The sequence below is a fragment of the Lelliottia sp. RWM.1 genome, from assembly GCF_016859735.1.
Taxonomy (GTDB): Bacteria; Pseudomonadota; Gammaproteobacteria; order Enterobacterales; family Enterobacteriaceae; genus Enterobacter.
On the sequence record NZ_WLVC01000006.1, the window covers coordinates 196,073 to 216,107 of the forward strand.

18 protein-coding genes, 1 tRNA gene and 1 pseudogene are annotated in these 20,035 nt (G+C 51.9%); 7 read left to right on the top strand and 13 right to left on the bottom strand.

Features of this window, described 5'->3' with window-relative positions:
• Positions 1-133: 133 nt before the first annotated feature.
• The gene (locus tag GF617_RS07915) at positions 134-1,330 is read right to left on the bottom strand and encodes a Bcr/CflA family multidrug efflux MFS transporter (RefSeq protein WP_181620166.1); all 1,197 of its coding nucleotides are present in this window, start codon (positions 1,328-1,330) and stop codon (positions 134-136) included.
• A gap of 15 nt (positions 1,331-1,345) precedes the next feature.
• Complete coding sequence (rsuA, locus tag GF617_RS07920; protein ID WP_181620167.1) at positions 1,346-2,053, bottom strand: 16S rRNA pseudouridine(516) synthase RsuA; 708 nt, start codon at positions 2,051-2,053, stop codon at positions 1,346-1,348.
• Positions 2,054-2,319: 266 nt separating this feature from the next.
• On the opposite strand from rsuA, the gene GF617_RS07925 reads away from it, so the two are divergent.
• On the top strand, positions 2,320-4,080 hold the full coding sequence (locus GF617_RS07925; RefSeq protein WP_203451448.1) for a DEAD/DEAH box helicase: 1,761 nt from the start codon (positions 2,320-2,322) through the stop codon (positions 4,078-4,080).
• Between the two features lie 124 nt (positions 4,081-4,204).
• A complete protein-coding gene (gene rplY / locus GF617_RS07930) occupies positions 4,205-4,489 on the top strand; it encodes a 50S ribosomal protein L25 (RefSeq protein ID WP_203451449.1) in 285 nt (94 codons plus the stop codon).
• A 50-nt stretch (positions 4,490-4,539) separates the two neighbouring features.
• Here the strand turns inward: rplY and yejK are convergent, their stop codons facing one another.
• Positions 4,540-5,547, bottom strand: a complete 1,008-nt coding sequence (gene yejK, locus GF617_RS07935) for a nucleoid-associated protein YejK (protein WP_203451450.1) — start codon at positions 5,545-5,547, stop codon at positions 4,540-4,542.
• 135 nt (positions 5,548-5,682) lie between these two features.
• On the opposite strand from yejK, the gene GF617_RS07940 reads away from it, so the two are divergent.
• The 3 genes from GF617_RS07940 (at position 5,683) to GF617_RS07950 (ending at position 7,839) form a co-directional block, all read left to right on the top strand.
• Entirely contained in the window at positions 5,683-5,910 is a 228-nt protein-coding gene (locus GF617_RS07940; RefSeq protein ID WP_001135586.1) for a YejL family protein, read from the top strand.
• Between the two features lie 19 nt (positions 5,911-5,929).
• A complete protein-coding gene (gene yejM / locus GF617_RS07945; protein ID WP_203451451.1) occupies positions 5,930-7,690 on the top strand; it encodes an LPS biosynthesis-modulating metalloenzyme YejM in 1,761 nt (586 codons plus the stop codon).
• Between the two features lie 72 nt (positions 7,691-7,762).
• A tRNA-Pro gene (locus tag GF617_RS07950) sits at positions 7,763-7,839 on the top strand.
• 136 nt (positions 7,840-7,975) lie between these two features.
• Here GF617_RS07950 and GF617_RS27500 read toward each other — a convergent pair.
• The 3 genes from GF617_RS27500 to GF617_RS07965 form a co-directional block, all read right to left on the bottom strand.
• The gene (locus GF617_RS27500; protein ID WP_181623807.1) at positions 7,976-8,089 is read right to left on the bottom strand and encodes a hypothetical protein; all 114 of its coding nucleotides are present in this window, start codon (positions 8,087-8,089) and stop codon (positions 7,976-7,978) included.
• An 83-nt stretch (positions 8,090-8,172) separates the two neighbouring features.
• Positions 8,173-8,379: a VasL domain-containing protein gene (locus GF617_RS27505; protein WP_375289790.1), complete on the bottom strand. Its 207-nt coding sequence runs from the start codon at positions 8,377-8,379 to the stop codon at positions 8,173-8,175.
• Positions 8,380-8,552: 173 nt separating this feature from the next.
• Entirely contained in the window at positions 8,553-8,813 is a 261-nt protein-coding gene (locus GF617_RS07965; RefSeq protein WP_181620180.1) for a DUF2534 family protein, read from the bottom strand.
• Between the two features lie 208 nt (positions 8,814-9,021).
• On the opposite strand from GF617_RS07965, the gene eco reads away from it, so the two are divergent.
• Complete coding sequence (gene eco, locus GF617_RS07970) at positions 9,022-9,525, top strand: serine protease inhibitor ecotin (RefSeq protein WP_375289793.1); 504 nt, start codon at positions 9,022-9,024, stop codon at positions 9,523-9,525.
• Positions 9,526-9,566: 41 nt separating this feature from the next.
• Here eco and mqo read toward each other — a convergent pair whose 3' ends face one another.
• Positions 9,567-11,216, bottom strand: coding sequence for a malate dehydrogenase (quinone) (mqo, locus tag GF617_RS07975; protein WP_203451453.1), 1,650 nt, complete (start codon positions 11,214-11,216; stop codon positions 9,567-9,569).
• A gap of 188 nt (positions 11,217-11,404) precedes the next feature.
• On the opposite strand from mqo, the gene GF617_RS07980 reads away from it, so the two are divergent.
• Positions 11,405-12,706 carry a SulP family inorganic anion transporter gene (locus GF617_RS07980; RefSeq protein ID WP_203451461.1) on the top strand — a complete coding sequence of 434 codons (1,302 nt, stop codon included), beginning with the start codon at positions 11,405-11,407 and terminating at the stop codon, positions 12,704-12,706.
• Here GF617_RS07980 and mgtE read toward each other — a convergent pair.
• The 6 genes and pseudogenes from mgtE to GF617_RS08010 form a co-directional block, all read right to left on the bottom strand.
• Positions 12,669-14,105: a magnesium transporter gene (mgtE, locus tag GF617_RS07985; protein ID WP_181620183.1), complete on the bottom strand. Its 1,437-nt coding sequence runs from the start codon at positions 14,103-14,105 to the stop codon at positions 12,669-12,671. The two genes, GF617_RS07980 and mgtE, sit on opposite strands and share 38 nt — an antisense overlap.
• Before the next feature lie 146 nt (positions 14,106-14,251).
• Positions 14,252-15,895, bottom strand: coding sequence for a multidrug ABC transporter permease/ATP-binding protein (locus tag GF617_RS07990; protein WP_203451454.1), 1,644 nt, complete (start codon positions 15,893-15,895; stop codon positions 14,252-14,254).
• A 75-nt stretch (positions 15,896-15,970) separates the two neighbouring features.
• On the bottom strand, positions 15,971-16,621 hold the full coding sequence (alkB, locus tag GF617_RS07995; protein WP_203451455.1) for a DNA oxidative demethylase AlkB: 651 nt from the start codon (positions 16,619-16,621) through the stop codon (positions 15,971-15,973).
• Positions 16,621-17,685: a bifunctional DNA-binding transcriptional regulator/O6-methylguanine-DNA methyltransferase Ada gene (gene ada / locus GF617_RS08000; protein WP_181623809.1), complete on the bottom strand. Its 1,065-nt coding sequence runs from the start codon at positions 17,683-17,685 to the stop codon at positions 16,621-16,623. Before ada ends, alkB begins: the two co-directional genes overlap by 1 nt.
• A 78-nt stretch (positions 17,686-17,763) precedes the next feature.
• Positions 17,764-18,813 carry an FAD:protein FMN transferase ApbE gene (apbE, locus tag GF617_RS08005; protein WP_203451456.1) on the bottom strand — a complete coding sequence of 350 codons (1,050 nt, stop codon included), beginning with the start codon at positions 18,811-18,813 and terminating at the stop codon, positions 17,764-17,766.
• 116 nt (positions 18,814-18,929) lie between these two features.
• Positions 18,930-19,961, bottom strand: a pseudogene (locus tag GF617_RS08010) (porin OmpC); the annotation flags it as partial.
• Positions 19,962-20,035 lie beyond the last annotated feature (74 nt).

Here is a 20,035-nt window from a genome sequence, read left to right on the forward strand (position 1 = left end):
CCTTTTTAACTACAATGATGTGACTTTTTACATAAATAGATTTTACATAAAAGAAACAAACACCGGGTAAACGAACACACCTTTGGTTGATATGTATCAAAAAAAAGGCCCTCAGTGAGCCTTTTTATCAACGTCAGCGTGCGAGCTTTCGTGGCCGACTGGCGTAGAGATAGAACAGAATGGAACTGGTGGCGCAAAATGCAATGGCCCACAGCATCGGCCAGGCGGTATTAAACGTAGCCATTGAAAGCAGTGCGCCCACAATCGCACCAATCCCGAAACGGAACGTGCCTGCCAGAGAGGATGCCGTGCCCGCCATGTGTGGAAATTCATCCAGTATCACGGCCATTGCGTTGGATGAGACCATAGAAACACATCCCACAAATGCTGCAACCCCAATCACCAGCGCCCAAAAGCCCACGCCAAGAAACGCACTCAACACCAGCCATACAGCCATCACAAACTGGATCCAAAGACCAGCGCGGAACATATTCAGAGCCCCGACACGTCTGACAAAACGGCTGTTAATCATGGTCATGATAAACAGGAACACAATATTCAGCGCAAAGTAGTAACCGAAATGCTGTGGGGAAACGTGGTTAAGTTCGATGTAAACAAAGGGCCCGGCGCTCAGGAAAGAGAACATCCCCGCAAAGCTGAACCCACTTGCCAGCATATAGCTCAACACGCGTTTATGGCGAAACAGCGAAGCAAAATTCCCGAGCGTGGTGCGAATGTGAAATTTCTGCCGCCGCTCAACGGGGAGCGTCTCATCAATAAAGAAGAAGATCATCGCTGAAGCCAGCAATGCCGCAATCGCCAGGATCCAGAAAATCGCATGCCAACTAAACCAGACCAGCACTGCGCCCCCGACCATTGGCGCAATGAGTGGCGCAATAGTTGTGACCAGCATGACAAACGACATCATGCGCGAGAACTCTTCTTTCGGATACACATCGCGCATCAGGGCGTTAATGACCACGCTTGCCGCTGCGGCGGCCAGACCATGGAAAAAACGCATGATAATCAGATGATCAATGGTCTGCGCGAGAGCACAGGCAACGGCCGCCCCCGCAAAAACCAGCGTACCGCCCAGGATAACCGGTTTACGCCCCAGGCTGTCAGCCATCGGGCCATAGAGCAGTTGCCCAAAAGCAAAACCGAGGATGTAGGTACTGAGCGTCATCTGCGCGCTGCCCGCCGGAACACCGAACTGCGCGGAAATCACAGGAAGCGCAGGTAAATACATATCGATGGACAGGGGCATCAGCATGGCCAACAGGCCAAGAATAAACACAATCCTGAAAGATGAGTGTGGCCTGGTGGTCACAGAGTTCTCCTGAAATTAACGTGAAGACAGACTAACGCTTGTGATTTCTTCTTCTGTCAGCGGCCGATATTCACCGGGTTCAAGCTCTGGATCGAGTGCTATCGCGCCAATACGTTCACGATGCAAACCCACAACACGATTCCCCACTGCGGCAAACATACGTTTCACCTGGTGATAGCGCCCTTCGCTGATGGTCAAACGAACGTCGGTCGGCGTAATCACTTCAAGCACCGCCGGTTTCGTCAGATCTTTTTCATTATGCAACTGAACGCCTCTGGCGAATTGCTCCGCTGTGTCATCGGCAACCGGAGATTCCAGAGTCACCCGATAGGTTTTTTCACAGTGATGACGCGGAGAGGTAATACGGTGTGACCATTGACCATCGTCGGTCATCAGTACCAGGCCTGTCGTATCAATATCAAGACGTCCCGCCGCATGTAGTTTATGCGCAACGGGTTCATCCAGAAAATAGAGCACCGTCGGATGATCAGGATCGTCAGTGGAGCAAACATAGCCTTCCGGTTTGTTGAGCATGAAGTAGCGCGGGCCATTCTGCTGAGTAAGCGAATTGCCGTCATATTCAACCTGATGTTCAGGCTGGAGTTTGAAAGCGCTGTCTTTCACAATGTCGCCATCCACGGTAACGCGGCTGGCGCGAATTTCACGTCCGGCAATAGCGCGGCTTACGCCGAGTTGCTGAGCGATAAACTTATCAAGTCGCATGAAGTCTTTTTAGCCTTAAAAAATGCTGGAAGTCGGATTACGCGTCCGAAAAAGAAGCAGTCAGAAACAGTTCAGTATAATGGTCTGGTTGTGCCACTCAAGGGAAAAAGTTTCGTGGCATACTGTAGATACACAAAATCATTCAAGCTGCGTCAAAGCGGTATGCCTGAGCATCCCTGGGATGCTTACTCAAGTCAGTGACGGGGTGAGCAGTCGCAGCCTGAAGGATGTCGTGTATATGTGCGAAATAACTAAACCGAGACTTCATGACATTTACACTTCGCCCCTATCAGCAGGAAGCCGTTGACGCTACCCTCACCTGGTTTCGCCAGCACCAGGAACCTGCCGCTATTGTGCTCCCAACAGGTGCAGGCAAAAGCCTGGTGATCGCCGAACTGGCACGCCTGGCCCGTGGTCGGGTTCTGGTGCTGGCCCACGTCAAAGAACTGGTGGCGCAAAACCATGCCAAGTATTGCGCCCTCGGGCTTGAGGCGGATATTTTTGCCGCCGGACTCAAACGCAAAGAGAGCCATGGAAAAGTGGTGTTCGGTAGCGTGCAGTCGGTAGCCCGCAATCTGCAGCATTTCCGCAGCGAGTTCTCCTTGCTGATTGTCGACGAGTGCCACCGCATCAGCGATGACGACGACAGCCAATATCAGCAAATCCTCGCTCATCTGAAAGAGGTGAATCCTCACATACGTCTGCTCGGCCTGACGGCCACCCCCTTCCGTCTGGGCAAGGGCTGGATTTATCGCTTTCATTACCACGGCATGGTACGCGGAGATGAAAAAGCGCTTTTTAGCGACTGTATCTATGAACTCCCGCTGCGTTACATGATTAAACATGGCTACCTGACGCCACCTGAACGCCTGGATATGCCTGTAGTTCAGTACGACTTCAGCCGATTGCAGGCGCAAAGTAATGGCTTGTTCAGCGAAGCCGATCTCAATCACGAACTTAAAAAGCAGCAACGCATAACCCCCCATATCATCAGCCAGATTGAGGAATTTGCTCAAACACGCAAAGGGGTAATGATCTTCGCGGCTACCGTAGAACATGCCAGGGAAATCACCGGTTTACTGCCTGCTGACGATGCTGTGCTCATTACCGGCGAAACACCGGGTTCCGAGCGGGACACACTCATTGAATCCTTCAAAGCACAACAGTTTCGCTATCTCGTCAACGTATCGGTTTTAACCACCGGATTTGACGCGCCGCATGTCGACCTGATAGCCATTCTGCGTCCAACCGAATCCGTCAGCCTTTACCAACAAATTGTCGGACGAGGTCTTCGGCTTGCCCCGGGAAAAACCGACTGCCTGATACTGGATTATGCCGGCAACCCGCATGACCTGTATTCGCCGGAAGTGGGCGCACCCAAAGGAAAAAGTGATAACGTGCCGGTGCAGGTCTTTTGCCCTGCATGTGGATTTGCGAACACCTTCTGGGGGAAAACCACATCAGACGGGACACTCATTGAACACTTTGGTCGCCGCTGTCAGGGCTGGTTCGAAGATGAGGAAGGGCATCGCGAACAGTGTGATTTTCGTTTTCGCTTTAAAAACTGCCCACAATGCAATGCGGAGAACGATATTGCTGCTCGCCGCTGCCGTGAGTGCGACACGGTGCTGGTCGATCCTGATGACATGCTTAAAGCGGCACTAAAGCTTAAGGATGCGCTGGTTCTGCGCTGTTCCGGCATGTCCCTCCAGCCAGGGGCTGATGACAAAGGCGAATGGCTAAAAATTACCTATTACGATGAAGATGGCGCGGATGTTAGCGAGCGCTTTCGCCTTCATACACCAGCGCAACGAACTGCCTTTGAACAGCTGTTTATCCGCCCACACACCCGCACGCCGGGCGTACCACTCCGCTGGATAACCGTTGCCGACATCGTGCATCAGCAGGCGCTGTTACGCCATCCTGATTTCGTTGTCGCCCGTAAAAAAGGACAGTTCTGGCAGGTGCGAGAGAAAGTTTTTGACTACGAAGGGCGCTATCGCCGGGCAAATGAATTACGGGGATAACGGGACTTTTCATTGATGTGAAATGCGTTTGAGTATAAAATGCCGCCCGCTTCACATCCGTGAGGCAGAACACTCACCTGCTGCTGGGTCGCCTGTAGCAGGACTTATTTACAGAGAGAAATCAATGTTTACTATCGAAGCAGAAGTACGTAGCGTACAGGGTAAGGGTGCGAGCCGCCGCCTGCGTAACGCCAACAAGTTCCCAGCTATCGTTTACGGTGGCGAAGCTGCTCCAGTTTCTATCGAACTGGACCAGGACAAAGTGTGGAACCTGCAGACTAAAGCTGAGTTTTACAACGAAGTTCTGACCATCGTTGTTGGCGGTAAAGAAGAAAAAGTGAAAGTTCAGGCTGTTCAGCGTCACCCGTTCAAGCCAAAACTGTCTCACATCGACTTCGTTCGCGCTTAATCGCTGACAAGTTGAGAAAAACCCCGCAATGCGGGGTTTTTTTATGGCGGCTATTTACCGCCAGACGTACGACGTTGTAGCTGATCGCGCAAATTCGGCGGCGTCCCTTTAATAGTCAGGGTATCGGTCGCCGGATCCCAGAAGATCCGCTCACCCAGTAGCATCGCGTCAAAATTGATGGTTAACCCGCCACCGCTTCCGGTATATTTGGTTAACTGGCGCAACGTGCTGCGATCCGCGGGGAAGCTCTCTTCAAGTTCATAGCCTTTCTCCGCCGCGAACGCCTGGAAACTGACCTCGCTGACACCCGCCAGCTCTTTCGACAGCGATTCCAGTTCAATTTCTTCACCCGCCTGCAGTTGCTCATTACAATAGCTATACACCTGCTGACGCACATTCTGACGCTCAGATTTATCAAGCTGAGCGTCAGCCGTAAAGTCATCCACGGCCTGCAGCAAACCTTTATTTTGCGCTTTGGCGTTCAACCCTTCGCTGGCGCCCAGGAAATCCATAAAGAAATCCGCCACTTTGCGCCCAACACGTCCTTTCAGGAAGGTGAGATAACGAGTCGATTCCGGGTTGGTTTCCCATTCTGTCAGATCGATTCGTGCCACAATATCTGCATGGTTGATATCCAGATAGTGTGTGGAACTAATGTCCAGCTGCTCGTTGACACGCATGCTGCTTAAGTTATTCAGCACCGCAACCAGCAGATACTCCACCGCCAGGTATCGGTAATGGCAAAACAGCACAATGCCGCCATCAGCGAAAGGATATTTCGCCAGCTCATCTCGCAAACGTCCGGTTGCCGCACGGGTGAAAGCCAGGAAATCCTCTTCGCCCTGGCGCTGCAAGCGCAGGCTGTCCGCCAACTCACTCTCTTCACTGAACAAGCCATAGGCTTTATTTTTAGCACTGTAAACACGGTGTAACTCTGCCATCATCTCGACAACAGTAGGCGTTGGTTCAAGCAACGATTCGCGCAGCACCACTTCAAGGGTTTGCTCATCACGCTTGATAAGCTGGTGCAGGGCAATCTGGTTGACATCCAGACTCATGATAAACTCTCCTTTTAGGCCGGGCAGTATTCAACCACCACCCACGCATGTGTGCAACACTAGATAAAAAAGGGGAAAAAAAGCTGTTGCTACGGTAATATGTTGCCCTTTCATCAACAAACTGATTTTTGATTTATGCCACAACATTCCCGCTATAGTGACGAACACGTTGAACAACTGCTCAGTGAGCTGGTCAACGTACTGGAAAAACATAAAACGCCGACCGATCTCTCTCTCATGGTTTTGGGAAATATGGTCACCAACCTTATCAATACCAGCGTTGCACCGGCACAACGTCAGGCGATCGCCAAATCTTTCGCCCAGGCTTTGCAGTCATCGGTTAGCGACGATCAGGCCCATTAAGGGAAAAGAACGACAGTTTATGGTGACGAATCGTCAGCGCTACCGCGAAAAAGTCTCCCAGATGGTTAGCTGGGGGCACTGGTTTGCCTTGTTCAACATTTTGTTGGCGATGGTGCTTGGCTGCCGTTATCTGTTTGTGGCGGACTGGCCAACAACACTGACCGGGCGTATTTACTCCTGGATGAGCGTCGTTGGTCATTTTAGTTTTTTGGTTTTCGCCACTTACCTGCTGATTCTGTTTCCCCTGACGTTTATCGTCATGTCGCAGCGCCTGATGCGTTTCCTGTCCGCCATCCTTGCGACGGTGGGCATGACGCTGCTGCTTATCGACAGCGAAGTCTTTACCCGTTTTCACTTACATCTCAATCCCATCGTCTGGGAACTGGTGATTAACCCCGACCAGAACGAAACTGCGCGAGACTGGCAGCTGATGTTTATTAGCGTGCCCATCATTCTTCTGATTGAGATGCTGTTTGCAACCTGGAGCTGGCAAAAACTCCGCAGCCTGACTCGCCGTCGGCATTATGCGAAGCCTGTTGCAGCCCTCTTTTTCGCCTCTTTTGTTAGCTCGCACATCATGTATATCTGGGCAGATGCAAACTTCTATCGCCCAATTACAATGCAGCGCGCAAACCTGCCGCTTTCTTATCCGATGACGGCCCGCCGGTTCCTCGAAAAACATGGCCTGCTGGACGCGCAGGAGTATCAGCGTCGTCTGATCGAACAAGGCAACCCCGAAGCGGTAACGGTTCAGTATCCATTGAGCGATCTGCGCTATCGGGACATGGGTCGCGGTCAGAATGTCTTGCTCATTACCGTTGATGGCCTGAACTATTCGCGCTACGAAAAACAGATGCCCGCCCTGGCAGAGTTTGCAGATAAGAACATCACGTTCACACAGCATATGAGCTCTGGTAACGCGGCGGATACAGGTATTTTTGGTCTGTTCTACGGGATTTCCGCAGCCTACATGGACGGGGTGCTTTCTGCTCGAGTTCCTGCGGCGCTGATTACCGGACTTAATCAGCAAGGATACCAGCTTGGGTTATTCTCCTCAGATGGTTTCAGTAGCGCGTTGTATCGTCAGGCACTGTTGTCTGATTTCTCGCTGCCGGCTGCACAGAGCCAGTCTGATGAACAGACAGCCAGCCAATGGGTTAGCTGGCTTCAACGCTATGCCCAGGAAGATAACCGTTGGTTCTCCTGGGTTGCTTTTAACGGTACAACGTTGGGTGACAGTAACCAGAAAGGTTTTGAACGCCGTTACGGCCGCGCAGCTGGCGATGTCGACGTACAAATCGAACGCGTACTCAATGCATTACGCGAATCCGGCAAACTGGATAACACGGTAGTGATTATCACTGCGGGTCACGGCGTTCCGCTCGGTAACGATGCGAAGAATATGGGCTGGTCACGCCCGAGCTTGCAGGTTCCTCTGGTGATTCACTGGCCGGGAACACCGGCACAGCGCATCAATATGTTGACCGACCATAAAGATGTCATGACCACGCTGATGCAACGTCTGCTGCATGTCAGCACACCCGCAAATGAGTACTCACAAGGGCAGGATCTGTTCAGCGCCACACGTCGGCATAACTGGGTCACCGCCGCAGGCAACAATACGCTCGCCGTGACAACGCCAGAGCTGACGCTGGTGCTGAATAGCAATGGCAACTATCAGACGTACAACTTGCAGGGTCAGAAACTGCGTGACCAAAAACCGCAGTTAAGCCTGCTACTGCAAGTTCTGACGGATGAGAAGCGGTTTATTGCTAACTGATTAATTATAAACCAGTTAACTGTTGCGACTCTTGCATTCAACAACGAAACGAGTAGTATTATTTTTATGCGTCGGCACGTAGCGCAGCCTGGTAGCGCACCGTCATGGGGTGTCGGGGGTCGGAGGTTCAAATCCTCTCGTGCCGACCAATCTTACTCGTTAAATAAAGGGCTTGCCTGATCGGGTTAGCCCTTTTTCTATGTGGTAATTTGTGTATACACAGTACCTTTGCGTTTCCTTCCCTGATGCAAAACCCCTTACGTTGTTAATCCGCACCTTACGAAGCTAATCGCAAGAATAATACTCACGCGAAAACTTTGATTGAAATTGACGAAGTTGTTCTTCCGCCGGGACCGATCGGCTAACAGTCTGAGTAAAAGTGAATACCTGAGATTTCAGCCCGCTAACGGTGGTTTATTTCCCCTTTTGCCCATCCAGTACATTCAAACGCTCAACCAGTCAGGAGGCGCACCCACGCTGAGTCAGCGTTGCCATTGTTTGCGCATTTGTTCCACATCTGGTCTCGCTGGCCACAGAGTTTGAGCCAGGGCCACAAGTGCATTCCCGTATTGAATTGCCCAGTTGGGCGGTAATGTCGCCACCCGCCTCCCTTGCGAAAAGACGTCCTTTAGCCAGACTGGGGGCAGGTTTAACGCCACCAGCCTGATTAAGCACCTGTATTTGAGCATTGCTCAGCGTTTGCGACAAAAGGGGAATTGAAGCAGCTAGCGTTCGGGAGGCATTATCCACTCACAGCACAGACCATCAACACCGAACCAACCCCAGCAAGAAATACCGGCCAACGCAGGCAATTGGTTTTAATGCCATCATTTTGGGCAGTAACAAAATGGCGAGTCTGTACTTACTGTTTTTCACGCCCACCCAGGAAAAAAATCCCCAGCGGAATGGCAAGAAGAACGGTGAACACCAGGCTATAAACGAAGATCATCGCCGATTGCAGGACGTACATGCTTGTCGTCCATGCTGAAAGCGGGATGTTGTACTGTTCGATAACACCGACAATGGTGGCCCGGCCGACGCCTGCTGCCGCAATCAAAAATACAACAAGCAGAGCCAGTAAGAATTTGCGGCCTTCAGGTGTTTTCAGTTTTGCGCGAACCATCTCTCTCTTCCTTTACAGATAAATAACATTATTTAACGCTCACACTAACACGATCTCCCACACGACTCCAATTCAGCATTAAAATCCAGATATAACACAAAAAACCAGCTCATTACTCTGCTATAAATGAAAGAATAGGTAAACAAAACTACTTATTCAGCAAGGTTATGCTAATCTGAACGGGATCGTTTGACATAAAGGAATGACTGTGAAAAACGCACCAAAATTTGCAATTGCCCTGATCGCCGCAGCCTGTGTTAGCGCGAGCGCTTTCGCCACTGATGCTAAAAATGTGCAACCGCTGGAAAAAGTTGCTCCTTATCCGCAATCGGAGAAAGGAATGAAGCGTCAGGTGATTCAGTTACCGGTTCAGGAAGACGAAACAAATTACAAAGTTGAGCTGTTAATCGGCCAGACGCTGGAAGTGGACTGTAATCGACATCGTCTTGGCGGCCAACTGGAAAGCAAGACTCTAGAGGGATGGGGCTACGATTACTACGTTTTCGACAAAGTGACCTCGCCGGTATCCACTATGATGGCGTGCCCGGATGGCAAGAAAGAGAACAAATTTGTAACCGCATATCTGGGCGATAACAGCCTGCTGCGCTACAACAGCAAGTTACCTATCGTGGTATATACGCCAGAGAATATTGATGTGAAATATCGAGTGTGGAAGGCAGAAGAAGAGACGAGAAACGCTGTCGTTCGTTAATAAAAAGCCGGGTAAGCGCTATCGCTACCCGGCTTTTTACATTACAGCGCGATATCCGCTACCGGTTTGTTTTCAGGTTGAGACTTAAGCTCTGCCTTCGGTGTCGTATCCGCTACCTGCGGTTTGACATACTGCAACTGCAGAACACGGCTGGTGTATTCCAGTTCCTGTTCTGTTGCCGCCACGTTGCCATTAAGCTTCGTGCCGTAAGACGGAATAATCGTTTTGAGTTTTGCCTGCCACGCCGGGCTGGAAACTTTATCTTTGAACACTTTTTCCATCAGGTGCAGCATAATTGGCGCTGCGGTTGACGCACCAGGCGATGCCCCCAGCAGTGCAGCGATTGTACCGTCTTTATCACTCACAACTTCAGTGCCAAGGCGCAACACACCGCCCTCTTTCGGATCGCGCTTGATAATCTGTACACGCTGACCCGCCTGCCACAAGCGCCAGTCTTCTTTCTTCGCCTGTGGATAATACTCTTTCAGTGCCGCAAAGCGATCGTCATCGGAGAGCATCACCTGACCAATCAGGTATTTGACGAGATCGAAGTTATCCAGGCCCACATCCACCATTGGCATAAAGTTGGATGTCGTCGTGGAGCTCAGCAGATCCCACAGAGAACCGTTCTTCAGGAATTTGGTGGAGAAGGTTGCGAATGGCCCAAACAGCACCACACGTTTACCATCCAGAATACGGGTGTCGATATGGGGAACAGACATCGGCGGCGCACCGACAGAAGCCTGACCATACACTTTCGCCAGATGGCGATTCACCACTTCCGGGTTATCAGATACAAGGAACTGACCGCCTACCGGGAAACCAGCATAATCATCCGCCTCAGGAATACCGGTTTCCTGGAGCAGTTTCAACGCCGCACCACCCGCACCAATAAAGACAAACTTCGCTTTAATGACGTGTTCCGCATCCTTGTTTTTCAGATCGGCAACCGTCACGCTCCAGCTGTTATCCGCATTGCGCTTGAAGCCACGGACTTCGGTGCTGAGCTGCAGGTTAAAGTTCTCTTTTTTCTGCAGGGAACCGACCAGTTGACGGGTGATCTCACCGTAGTTAACGTCCGTACCGATTTCGGTACGGGTCGCTGCAACTTTCTGATTTGGGTCACGCCCCTCCATCACCAACGGAGCCCACTCTTTAATCTGAGCGTGATCTTCTGAATATTTCATGCCACGGAACAGGCTGCTTTGTTGCAGAGCGGCGTAACGCGCGCGCAGGAAGTTCACATTTTGGTCACCCCACACGAAACTCATGTGTGGAACGGTATTGATGAAGGCATGTGGATCATGCATCACACCACTGTTCACCTGGTGTGACCAGAACTGGCGAGACACCTGGAACGCTTCGTTAATTTCTACTGCTTTCTCGATACTAATGGAGCCGTCCTTTTTCTGCGGCGTATAGTTCAGCTCCATAAGTGCCGAGTGTCCTGTGCCGGCATTGTTCCAGCCGTTAGAACTCTCTTTTGCCACGCCATCAAGGCGCTCGACCATGGTCATTGACCAGTCTGGCTGTAATTCTTGCAGATAGGTTCCCAGCGTGGCGCTCATGATACCGCCACCAATTAAAAGGACGTCCGTTTCCTGCTCTTTCGGCGTGTCGGCTTTCGCAGTCATTGAGACAGCGTTCAGCCCCATCGCCAGGGTCATGAGCATGGCAGTCATTTTTTTCATAATTTATGCCTTCGTTGTAGTAGTGCTTTATGCGTGGAAATTGCAGGTGAAAAAACTGCGGGGGAACGGTAACAACTTTTAAATATTGTTTAAAGGTTACGAAATTATTGTAATTGTGAAATTTAATGATGGATTGTTTGTATGGGATTGAGGGATGCGGCTGGCAAAACAGCCGTTTTCTGGCTACTATGCTGCACTTTGTGATCGCGCGCACGGAAGCCTGCCCTAACCTGCGAATTGTTATGTCATTACCACACTCTTCTACTCCAGCCTCCAACGAAGGCCGCGTTGCCATCGTGCTGCGCTCTCCCACACTCATGATGCGTGAAACGCTGGCCGGGGTGATTACCGCCCTGGCACTGATTCCTGAAGTGATCTCATTTTCCGTGGTGGCGGGCGTTGACCCTAAAGTAAGCCTGATTGCCTCGGTGGTACTTTGCCTGGTGCTTTCTGTGCTTGGTGGCCGTCCGGCAATGGTGACCGCAGCTGCGGGTTCTGTCGCGCTGGTGATAGGTCCTATGGTTCATCAGCATGGTGTGCAGTACATTTTGCCTGCCGTGTTACTGGCTGGAGCTATCCAAATCCTGTTCGGCATACTGGGTATGGCGCGGTTAATGCGATTTATTCCTCAGTCGGTAATGACTGGCTTTGTTAACGCACTGGGAATATTGATTTTCATTGCACAGGTTCCCCATTTCTGGAGTAACAGCCCGCTGATTGTGGGCCTGTTCATGCTGACACTGCTGATTGTGCTGTGGATCCCGCGCTATATAAAAAACATCCCTTCCCCTCTGATCGCTATTGTTGCACTCACACTATTTACCGTGTTAAGCGGCCAAACGCTGCCAACCGTGGGCGATGAAGGTTCAATGAGCGGTGGTCTGCCAGGTCTGACCCCGTTGCTTGTACCACTGAATCTGGATACGCTCGTTATTATCTGGCCCTGCGCTCTCAGTATTGCCTTTGTCGGTTTACTGGAGTCTTTGCTGACAGCAAAACTGGTGGATGAGCTGACGGCCACACCATCAGGCAAACGCCGCGAAAGTACCGGGCTGGGTGTCGGGAATATTCTGTCTGGTTTTTACGGTGGAATTGCGGGTTGTGCAATGATTGGACAAACCATTGTCAACGTTGAGATGGGGAAAGGCCGGAGTCGTATTTCAACGATTGCCGCAGGCATCGTCCTGCTGATACTGGTGACATCACTCAGTGATGTGATGGCAAAAATTCCGATGGCCGTTCTGGCCGGAATCATGGCCATTGTGGCCTTCAAAACCTTCAACTGGCATAGCCTTCAACCTGCCAAAATGAAAGGTGCGCCCGTGGCCGAAACGCTCGTCATGCTGGTCACTGTTGCAGCAACTGTTTCTACCGGAAATCTGGCCATTGGCGTGCTGGGTGGGATTATTGTCATGGTTATCCTTCCCGCACGCCTTAAGCGTAACGTCTTGGCTATAAAAGAAAAATCGTTGCCAGACCAAGGAAAATAAAGAACCCACCGGTATCGGTAATCGCGGTAATCATCACGCTCGACCCCACTGCGGGGTCGCGCCCCAGTTTGGTCATCGTCAGGGGAATAATCACCCCCATCATGGCAGCCACCAGCAGGTTCAGCACCATCGCCAGCATCATCACCCCGCCTAACGCCATATCGTCGTAAAGCCACCAGGTAATGCCGCCCATAATACCGCCCCACACCAGACCATTAATCAGCGCAACGCCCATCTCTCTGAAGATCAGGAAGGTAAAGTTACCGGGCTGGATATTTTCCAGGGCCAGTGCACGGACGATCATGGTGATGGTCTGATTACCGGTATTCCCACCAATCCCCGCAACAATAGGCATCAGAGACGCCAGCGCCACCAGTTGTGAAATGGTGTGTTCAAATCCGTCAATGACGCGCGATGCAATAAATGCCGTACACAGATTAATGGCAAGCCATGCCCAGCGCGTTTTCACAGCTTTACCGACAGAAGCATGTACGTCATCTTCTGCGCTTAACCCGCCCAGGGCACGCAAATCGTTATCGGTTTCCTCGTAAACTACATCAACGATCTCATCGATGGTCAAACGCCCCATCAGCTTTCCTACGGAATCAACCACCGCCGCACTCACCAGGTCGTCACGTTCGAAGGTTCGGGCTGCCTTTTCCGCATCATCTTCCGGGGAGAAAACCATGGGCTCTGTTTCCATCACCTCACTCACCAGCCGCTGGGTACTGTTCAGCAGGATGGTTTTCAGTTCCAGCTCGCCGAGCAGGGTTTTATCCCGCGAGGTGACAAACAGCTTATCGGTGTTATCCGGCATGCTACCCAGACGACGCAGGTAGCGCTGCACCGTACCAAGCGTCACATCCGGGCGAACCATGATGACGCCAAACTCCATGATCGCGCCGACACTGTTTTTCTCATAGTTCATCACCTGGCGCACGCGCGCACGTTCATCTGCGGGAAGCGATGCGAGCAAGCGTCCCGTCAGATTTCGCGGTAAATGCTGAACAAGGTAGATCTGCTCATCAATATCCAGCGTTTGTAGTGCATCGAGAATGTCGCGGTCGCTCATCTCATCAATGAGATCGTCCCAGACGTTTTCTGAGGCTTCCAGCAGGACCTGGCCCCGTTCATGATCCTGCACCAGGCGCCACAGGGCATGACGCTCTTCTGAAGGGAGTGCTTCGAGCGTATCGGCTAAATCAGGAGGGGGTAAATGGGCAACCAGCGCACCAACCTCAGCAATATCGTCGGACAGCGTCCCGACATCATATTGCTCAGCCAGGGTCAATTTGCCCAACAACGCGGAGGTAACCGCTTTATCGGTCGTGAGCAGCCAGATAAGTCGGGCACGCTCCTGATCGCGCAACCTTGCGCTGTTTTTGTTTATTACCGACATCAATCATATATCCATGAAATGAGATGGAACTAAGCATAGCGCGGGGATATGTAAATAAGAATAAACATGCCAAAGGAATGGGCAAAAAAACGGCGAATAGCGAGATATAGCACCCTCTCCCAATGGGAGAGGGTCGGAGAGAATCATCAGGCCGTTCGCGCCACCGCATCACGCGACGCAGCATCGCGCTCTTCACCCGTCAGCTCGCTGAGCTGCCCATTACGCATTTCGAGCAGGCGATCGGCATGAATGAAGTAGTGGTCGTCATGGCTGATAGCAAAAACAGTTTTGCCCATCTCCAGCATCAACGGCAGCAATACCTGATAAAACTCACGACGGAAATGCGGATCCTGATCGGCAGCCCACTCATCCAGCAAGATAATGTCACGCTCTTCGGCAAGCGCCAGAAGCAATGCCACGCGCTTTTTCTGCCCTTTAGAGAGTTTGAGATTCAGGATCTTGCCATCGTGTAACTCAAGCTTATGGGCCATTTGCAGATGCGCCAGCCATTTCTCGACCAGGGCAGCATTGGCCTGGTGTCCTTCAGGTCCCAGTAGTTGATCAAACAGCCAGACGTCAGTGAATACCGCTGAGAAGAGCTTGCGATAATCTTCCGGTTTCTCCACGCTAACGGCTTGACCATCGAGCAGAATTTCACCCGATTGCGGCTGATATAACCCAGTCAACAACATAGCCAGCGTTGACTTCCCACTACCGTTGCCCCCAATCAGGAACAACAACTCACCACGGTTAATCGTCAGGTTAACCGGTCCGACCGAGAACGCATTATCCTGGTAGTGGAACATCACATTGCGCAGCTCCAGTGTTTGCCAGTCCGGGAACGCCTGTGGACGAGGGAATTCTGCTTTAAACGGTGCAAGGTCGAATTTTTTGAGTTTATTGAAAGCCACCTGTGCACTCAGCAAGGTCGGCAACGCGCCCACGGCAGATAACAGCGGGGTGCGTAAAAACAGCAGCGTCAGCGAATACGTCGCCGCCACGTTCGTATCTGCCCAGCCCAGGCTGTTAGCCATCCAGAACACCAGACCAATCGCGCCCAGCATCATAATATTGGACCAGTTCACCGCACTCAGGTGGAACGTATCGGCACGAATAATGTGGTGACGGTATTCCCGCGCATCCGGGATATAAAGATGGTTAAAGATATGTTCAGCACGTTCGCGGTTCAGCGTTAGCTCTTTGCGGCCTTCCAGCACCGTCTGATAATCGTTGTAGAGTTTATCTTCGGTTTCACGCAGCACCGCCATATGTTTGTACACCCGTGCCACCAGCATATAACCGCCCCAGATGGTGATCACAATCCACAGCGCCGTCACCGCCAACATTTTGGTGGAGAGCCAGGCCAGGTACGCCGCCGACCCAAAGGTTAAAATGATCCCCTGGACCAGCTCGGGCAAACGCACGAAGGCAATGGTTATCGCCCTAACATCGCTGGTTAACCCTGCCAGCAGAGAAGCACTCCCAAGCTGCTCAACACGCTCTACCTGTGTATCCAGAATACGTTTGATAAACTCGCTACGCAGGCGATAGACGAAATGGTGTCCGAGCACAGTTAATGCCAGCTGTGATCCCAGCGTCACGGCCATTAACAGCAGCAGCAGCCCCAGAAACTCTGGCAAGACGGACAAAGAGGTATCAACCATCTCAATCAGGCGCACATTGATAAAGGCGATAAGAGCAATACCCAACGCGGCACTGGCAAGGCTGAGCGCCATAACGGCAATAAAGGGCCAGCGGTACTGACGCCAGACAAGGAGAAGTAGTTGCATACTGAGCAATCCGGGCAATAAAAACAGCCAGCAGTGTAAACTGCCTTACGCTCACATCAAGAATAATTCTTATTTTTATTCGCTATACGTAGCCTGTCTGAAGGTCAGATTAAAGCGAAATGCCCCCGACTGCGAGTGAAAGCCGGGTTTGAGGGGTTGAATACCGTGGTAAAACAGCCGTGATTCTCCGCCCCACACCACGACATCCCCGTGTTCAAGCATCAGGCGTTTAAGCGGATCGCTGCGCCGTGCTCCCCCAAACTGAAAGATGGCAGGCAGCCCAAGCGAGACAGAAACAATCGGTGCACGCAGGTCTGGTTCATCTTTGTCCTGATGCAGGGAGAGTTTTGCGCCTACAGCATAGCGATTAATGAGGCAAGCATCAGGATGAAAACCCGAATAACCCGCCGCAGCGGCGGCATCGTGACATAGCAGCTCAAATACCGAAGGCATCGGCGGCCAGGGTTTTCCGGTCACAGGATCGTAGCGTGAATACAGATACCCGTGTTCATCAGTGCTCCATCCAAGTGTTCCACAATTGGTCATCGCAACCGACATGGTGTAGCCACCAGGGGTGATCATATGGCGAAACGGTGAAACCGCCTCTACCGCGTTGATGCCGTCGAAAAGCACCGCCGCACGCGACAAGGCGAAGCGGCGCAGGATTACGGCCCCTGGGGCGAGCGGTTCCTGCCAGGGTTCCGCATCGGCAAAAAGATCGAGCATTATCCCTCCGGGTTTTTCGCCTCGCGTTTCAGCAGCAGCGCCTTACGCGCCGTCCCCCAACGATAGCCTGACAGTGCACCGTCGCTTCGCACAACACGGTGACATGGGATCACAATGGCCAGTTTATTGGCAGCACAAGCACCTGCAACGGCCCGGACAGCACCGGGGTTGCCGATCGCTTGCGCCACCTGAAGATAACTTGCCGTTTCACCACTGGGAATACTGCGTAGCGCCTGCCAGACCCGCTGCTGAAAAGCTGTACCACGAATATCGAGCGGTAAGGTCAGCGGCGTCGCATTATCGTCGAGGCTGGTCATCACCTGCCGGACGCGTCGGGCAAATGCACCGTCCAGAGGTTCGCGCTCTGCCTGCGGGAACAAGGATAACAGTTCGTCTGATAACAGCGAGTCATCGTCCCCTAGCAATATTGCGCAGATGCCTCGCTCGCTCTCCGCCACCAAACATCGACCCAGGTTGCAATCGCTGATGGCATAACGAACTGGCACATCGCGCCCTCCTTTACGATACTGCTTCGCCGTCATGCCCAGAGCCCCATCTGCCTGACGGTAATAACTGCTGCTATCTGGAAACCCTGCGGCCAAAACGGCATCCGTGACTTTCTCGCCCTGAGCCAGCGCCGCGCGCAGACGTTGCTCCCGAGCCGCCTGCTGCCAGGCCTTTGGGGTCATTCCCGTTACGGATTTAAACAGACGATGGAAATGAAACGGGCTCATGGCGACCTGCCGGGCTAATGCCTCCAGCGTCAGCGTCTTTTCCTGCTCCAGTAGATGGCATGCTTTTGCCACTATCGCCAGTTTGCGTTCTTGCGGGTCAATCTTGTCAGGCACACAGCGTTTACAGGGGCGAAATCCAGCCTGTACGGCTTGCCGGGCATCAGAATAAAAGCAGACATTTTTACGCAGGGCATGGCGAGCACGACAAGATGGACGGCAAAAAATACCGGTCGTCTTCACGGCAAAAACAAACTGACCGTCTGCACTCGGATCGCGGGTCTGAACTGCCTGCCAGCGATCCTCATCGGAATTAAAGGTTGGGTTCTTCATCATCAGCTCCTTTTACAAGCATACTCACACCTTGCCTGAATGCCACTGAACAAAAACCCGCAACCTTGCTTTTTAATTTTATTCGCTCACCAGGAAGCTTTTAAACTGCGGCGAAGCCCAGGTTTTAAAGCTGTCTCCCTCTTTGGTGATCATGTAGACCGCCAGCCCTTCCTGACGAACCACTTCTTTTGCCTTGTCCGGACCAAGCACCATCAACCCGGTATCCCAGGCATCCGCTTCCAGAGCTGTCGGGGCGATCACCGTCACCGAGACCAGATTATGCGTAATAGGGCGGCCCGTTTTCGGATCGATTACATGGGAAATGCGCTTGCCATCGAGCTCGTAATAGTTACGGTAGCTCCCGGATGTGCTGATTCCGTGGCCATTAATATCCACAATCGCCTGAACCGCATTTTGCTGGTCAGTCGGCTTTTGAATCGCCACTCTCCACGGCTTATCACTCGCATTCAGACCCCGGCTTACGAGTGCGCCCCCCACGGACACCAGATAACGCGAAATGCCTTCCTGGGCCATCAATGCAGCAAGATGATCAGCCGCATACCCCTCTCCTACGGTTGAGAGATCGACGAACAAATCAGGGATGTCTTTTTGGAGATATTGTTGCCCATATTGATTCATCACCGTCAGGTGCTGTAACCCGATCACTGCGCGGGCGTCATCAATTTGCGCCTGTGTAGGTGTCTTGATGGGCTGTTTGTTGGGACCAAATCCCCACAAATTGACCAGCGGCCCAACGGTAACATCCATCGCACCATTGGTTTTATAGCCCACGCGCATCGCTTCGGTCACGATATCGGCCATCGCTTCACTCACCGGCCAGAGGGAGGTGCTTTTGGACAGGTTAAAGCGCATCAGCGCAGAATCGTTTTTATAGGTTGAAAGCAGTTGATCGTCGGCATCCAGCTGTGACTGAATTTTGCCACGCAACTCATTTGCCCGATCATCGCTAAGATTAATGGCGCTGACACGCCAAAACGTCCCCATTGTCTTGCCTTCCAGAACTGTCGCCGCTGGCGCGTCCGTTTTTGCGGGAGGCGTAGAAGAGTCGCATGCTGTCAGAAAAAAAAGGGTAGCCAGAAAGCTGGCGCGTAAAAAAATCATGTCCATTCGTTATTATCCTCATGCCAGGGCGGCAAGAGTACACCAAAACGGGCCAATTGTAAGACCCTATAAAATGCAAGAAAAAAGGGGCCTAATGGCCCCTCTGTAATACTGAAACGGGATTAGAACTGGTAAACCAGACCCAGTGCTACGATGTCATCAGTACCGATACCAGCCTGTTTGGTGAAGGTGTTGTCATCCAGCAGGTTGATTTTGTAGTCCACGTAGGTAGACATGTTTTTGTTGAAGTAGTAAGTCGCACCTACATCAACATATTTCAGCAGATCCTGATCGCCGTAACCTTCGATGTCTTTGCCTTTAGACTGCAGGTACGCCACGGATGGACGCAGGCCAAAGTCGAACTGGTACTGAGCAACCACTTCAAAGTTCTGCGCTTTATTAGCAAAACCGTAGATCGCATCACTGCGGCTTGTCTGGGAATCGCCAAAACGGGTTGCGTTATAGGTCTGAGAGTATTGTGCAGCCAGATAGACGTTGTTTGCGTCATATTTCAGGCCACCGGTGTACACTTCAGCGTGATCGCCATCGCCTTTCAGAGCCAGGTTAGTGGTGTCGTTCTGATCAGCAGTACGTTTAGAAGAGGACATTGCGCCACCCAGGCTGAAGCCAGCGCCCAGGTTATAGGTTACAGACGCGCCGTAACCGTCGCCGTTCTGTTTCAGGGTGCTACGACCCGTATCGTTTTCACCGCTTACGCTGCCGTTTTTACCCTGATACTGCAGGGCAAAATCCAGACCATCCACCAGACCAAAGAAGTCCTGGTTACGGTAAGTTGCTACGCCATTAGCACGGGATTGCAGGAAGTTATCTGCACCATAGGTGTCACCGCCGAATTCCGGCAGAACATCGGTCCATGAGGTTACGTCGTAGATCACGCCGTAGTTACGACCGTAATCAAAGGAACCGGCTTCCGCAAATTTCAGGCCCGCAAACGCAACACGCGTCCAGGACTGGTTATCTGATTCAGTGGTGTTGCCCTGAACCTGATATTCCCACTGGCCGTAACCGGTCAGTTGGTCGTTGACCTGAGTTTCACCCTTGAAGCCAAGACGCATGTAAGTCTGGTCGCCGTCGTTACCTTTGTCATCGGAGAAATAGTGCAGACCATCTACTTTGCCGTAGAGATCTAAGGAAGGTGCGAACAAGTTCCTGATATGAGATCATCATATTCATCCGGAGCGCATCCCAGAGGGACATCATGAGCCAT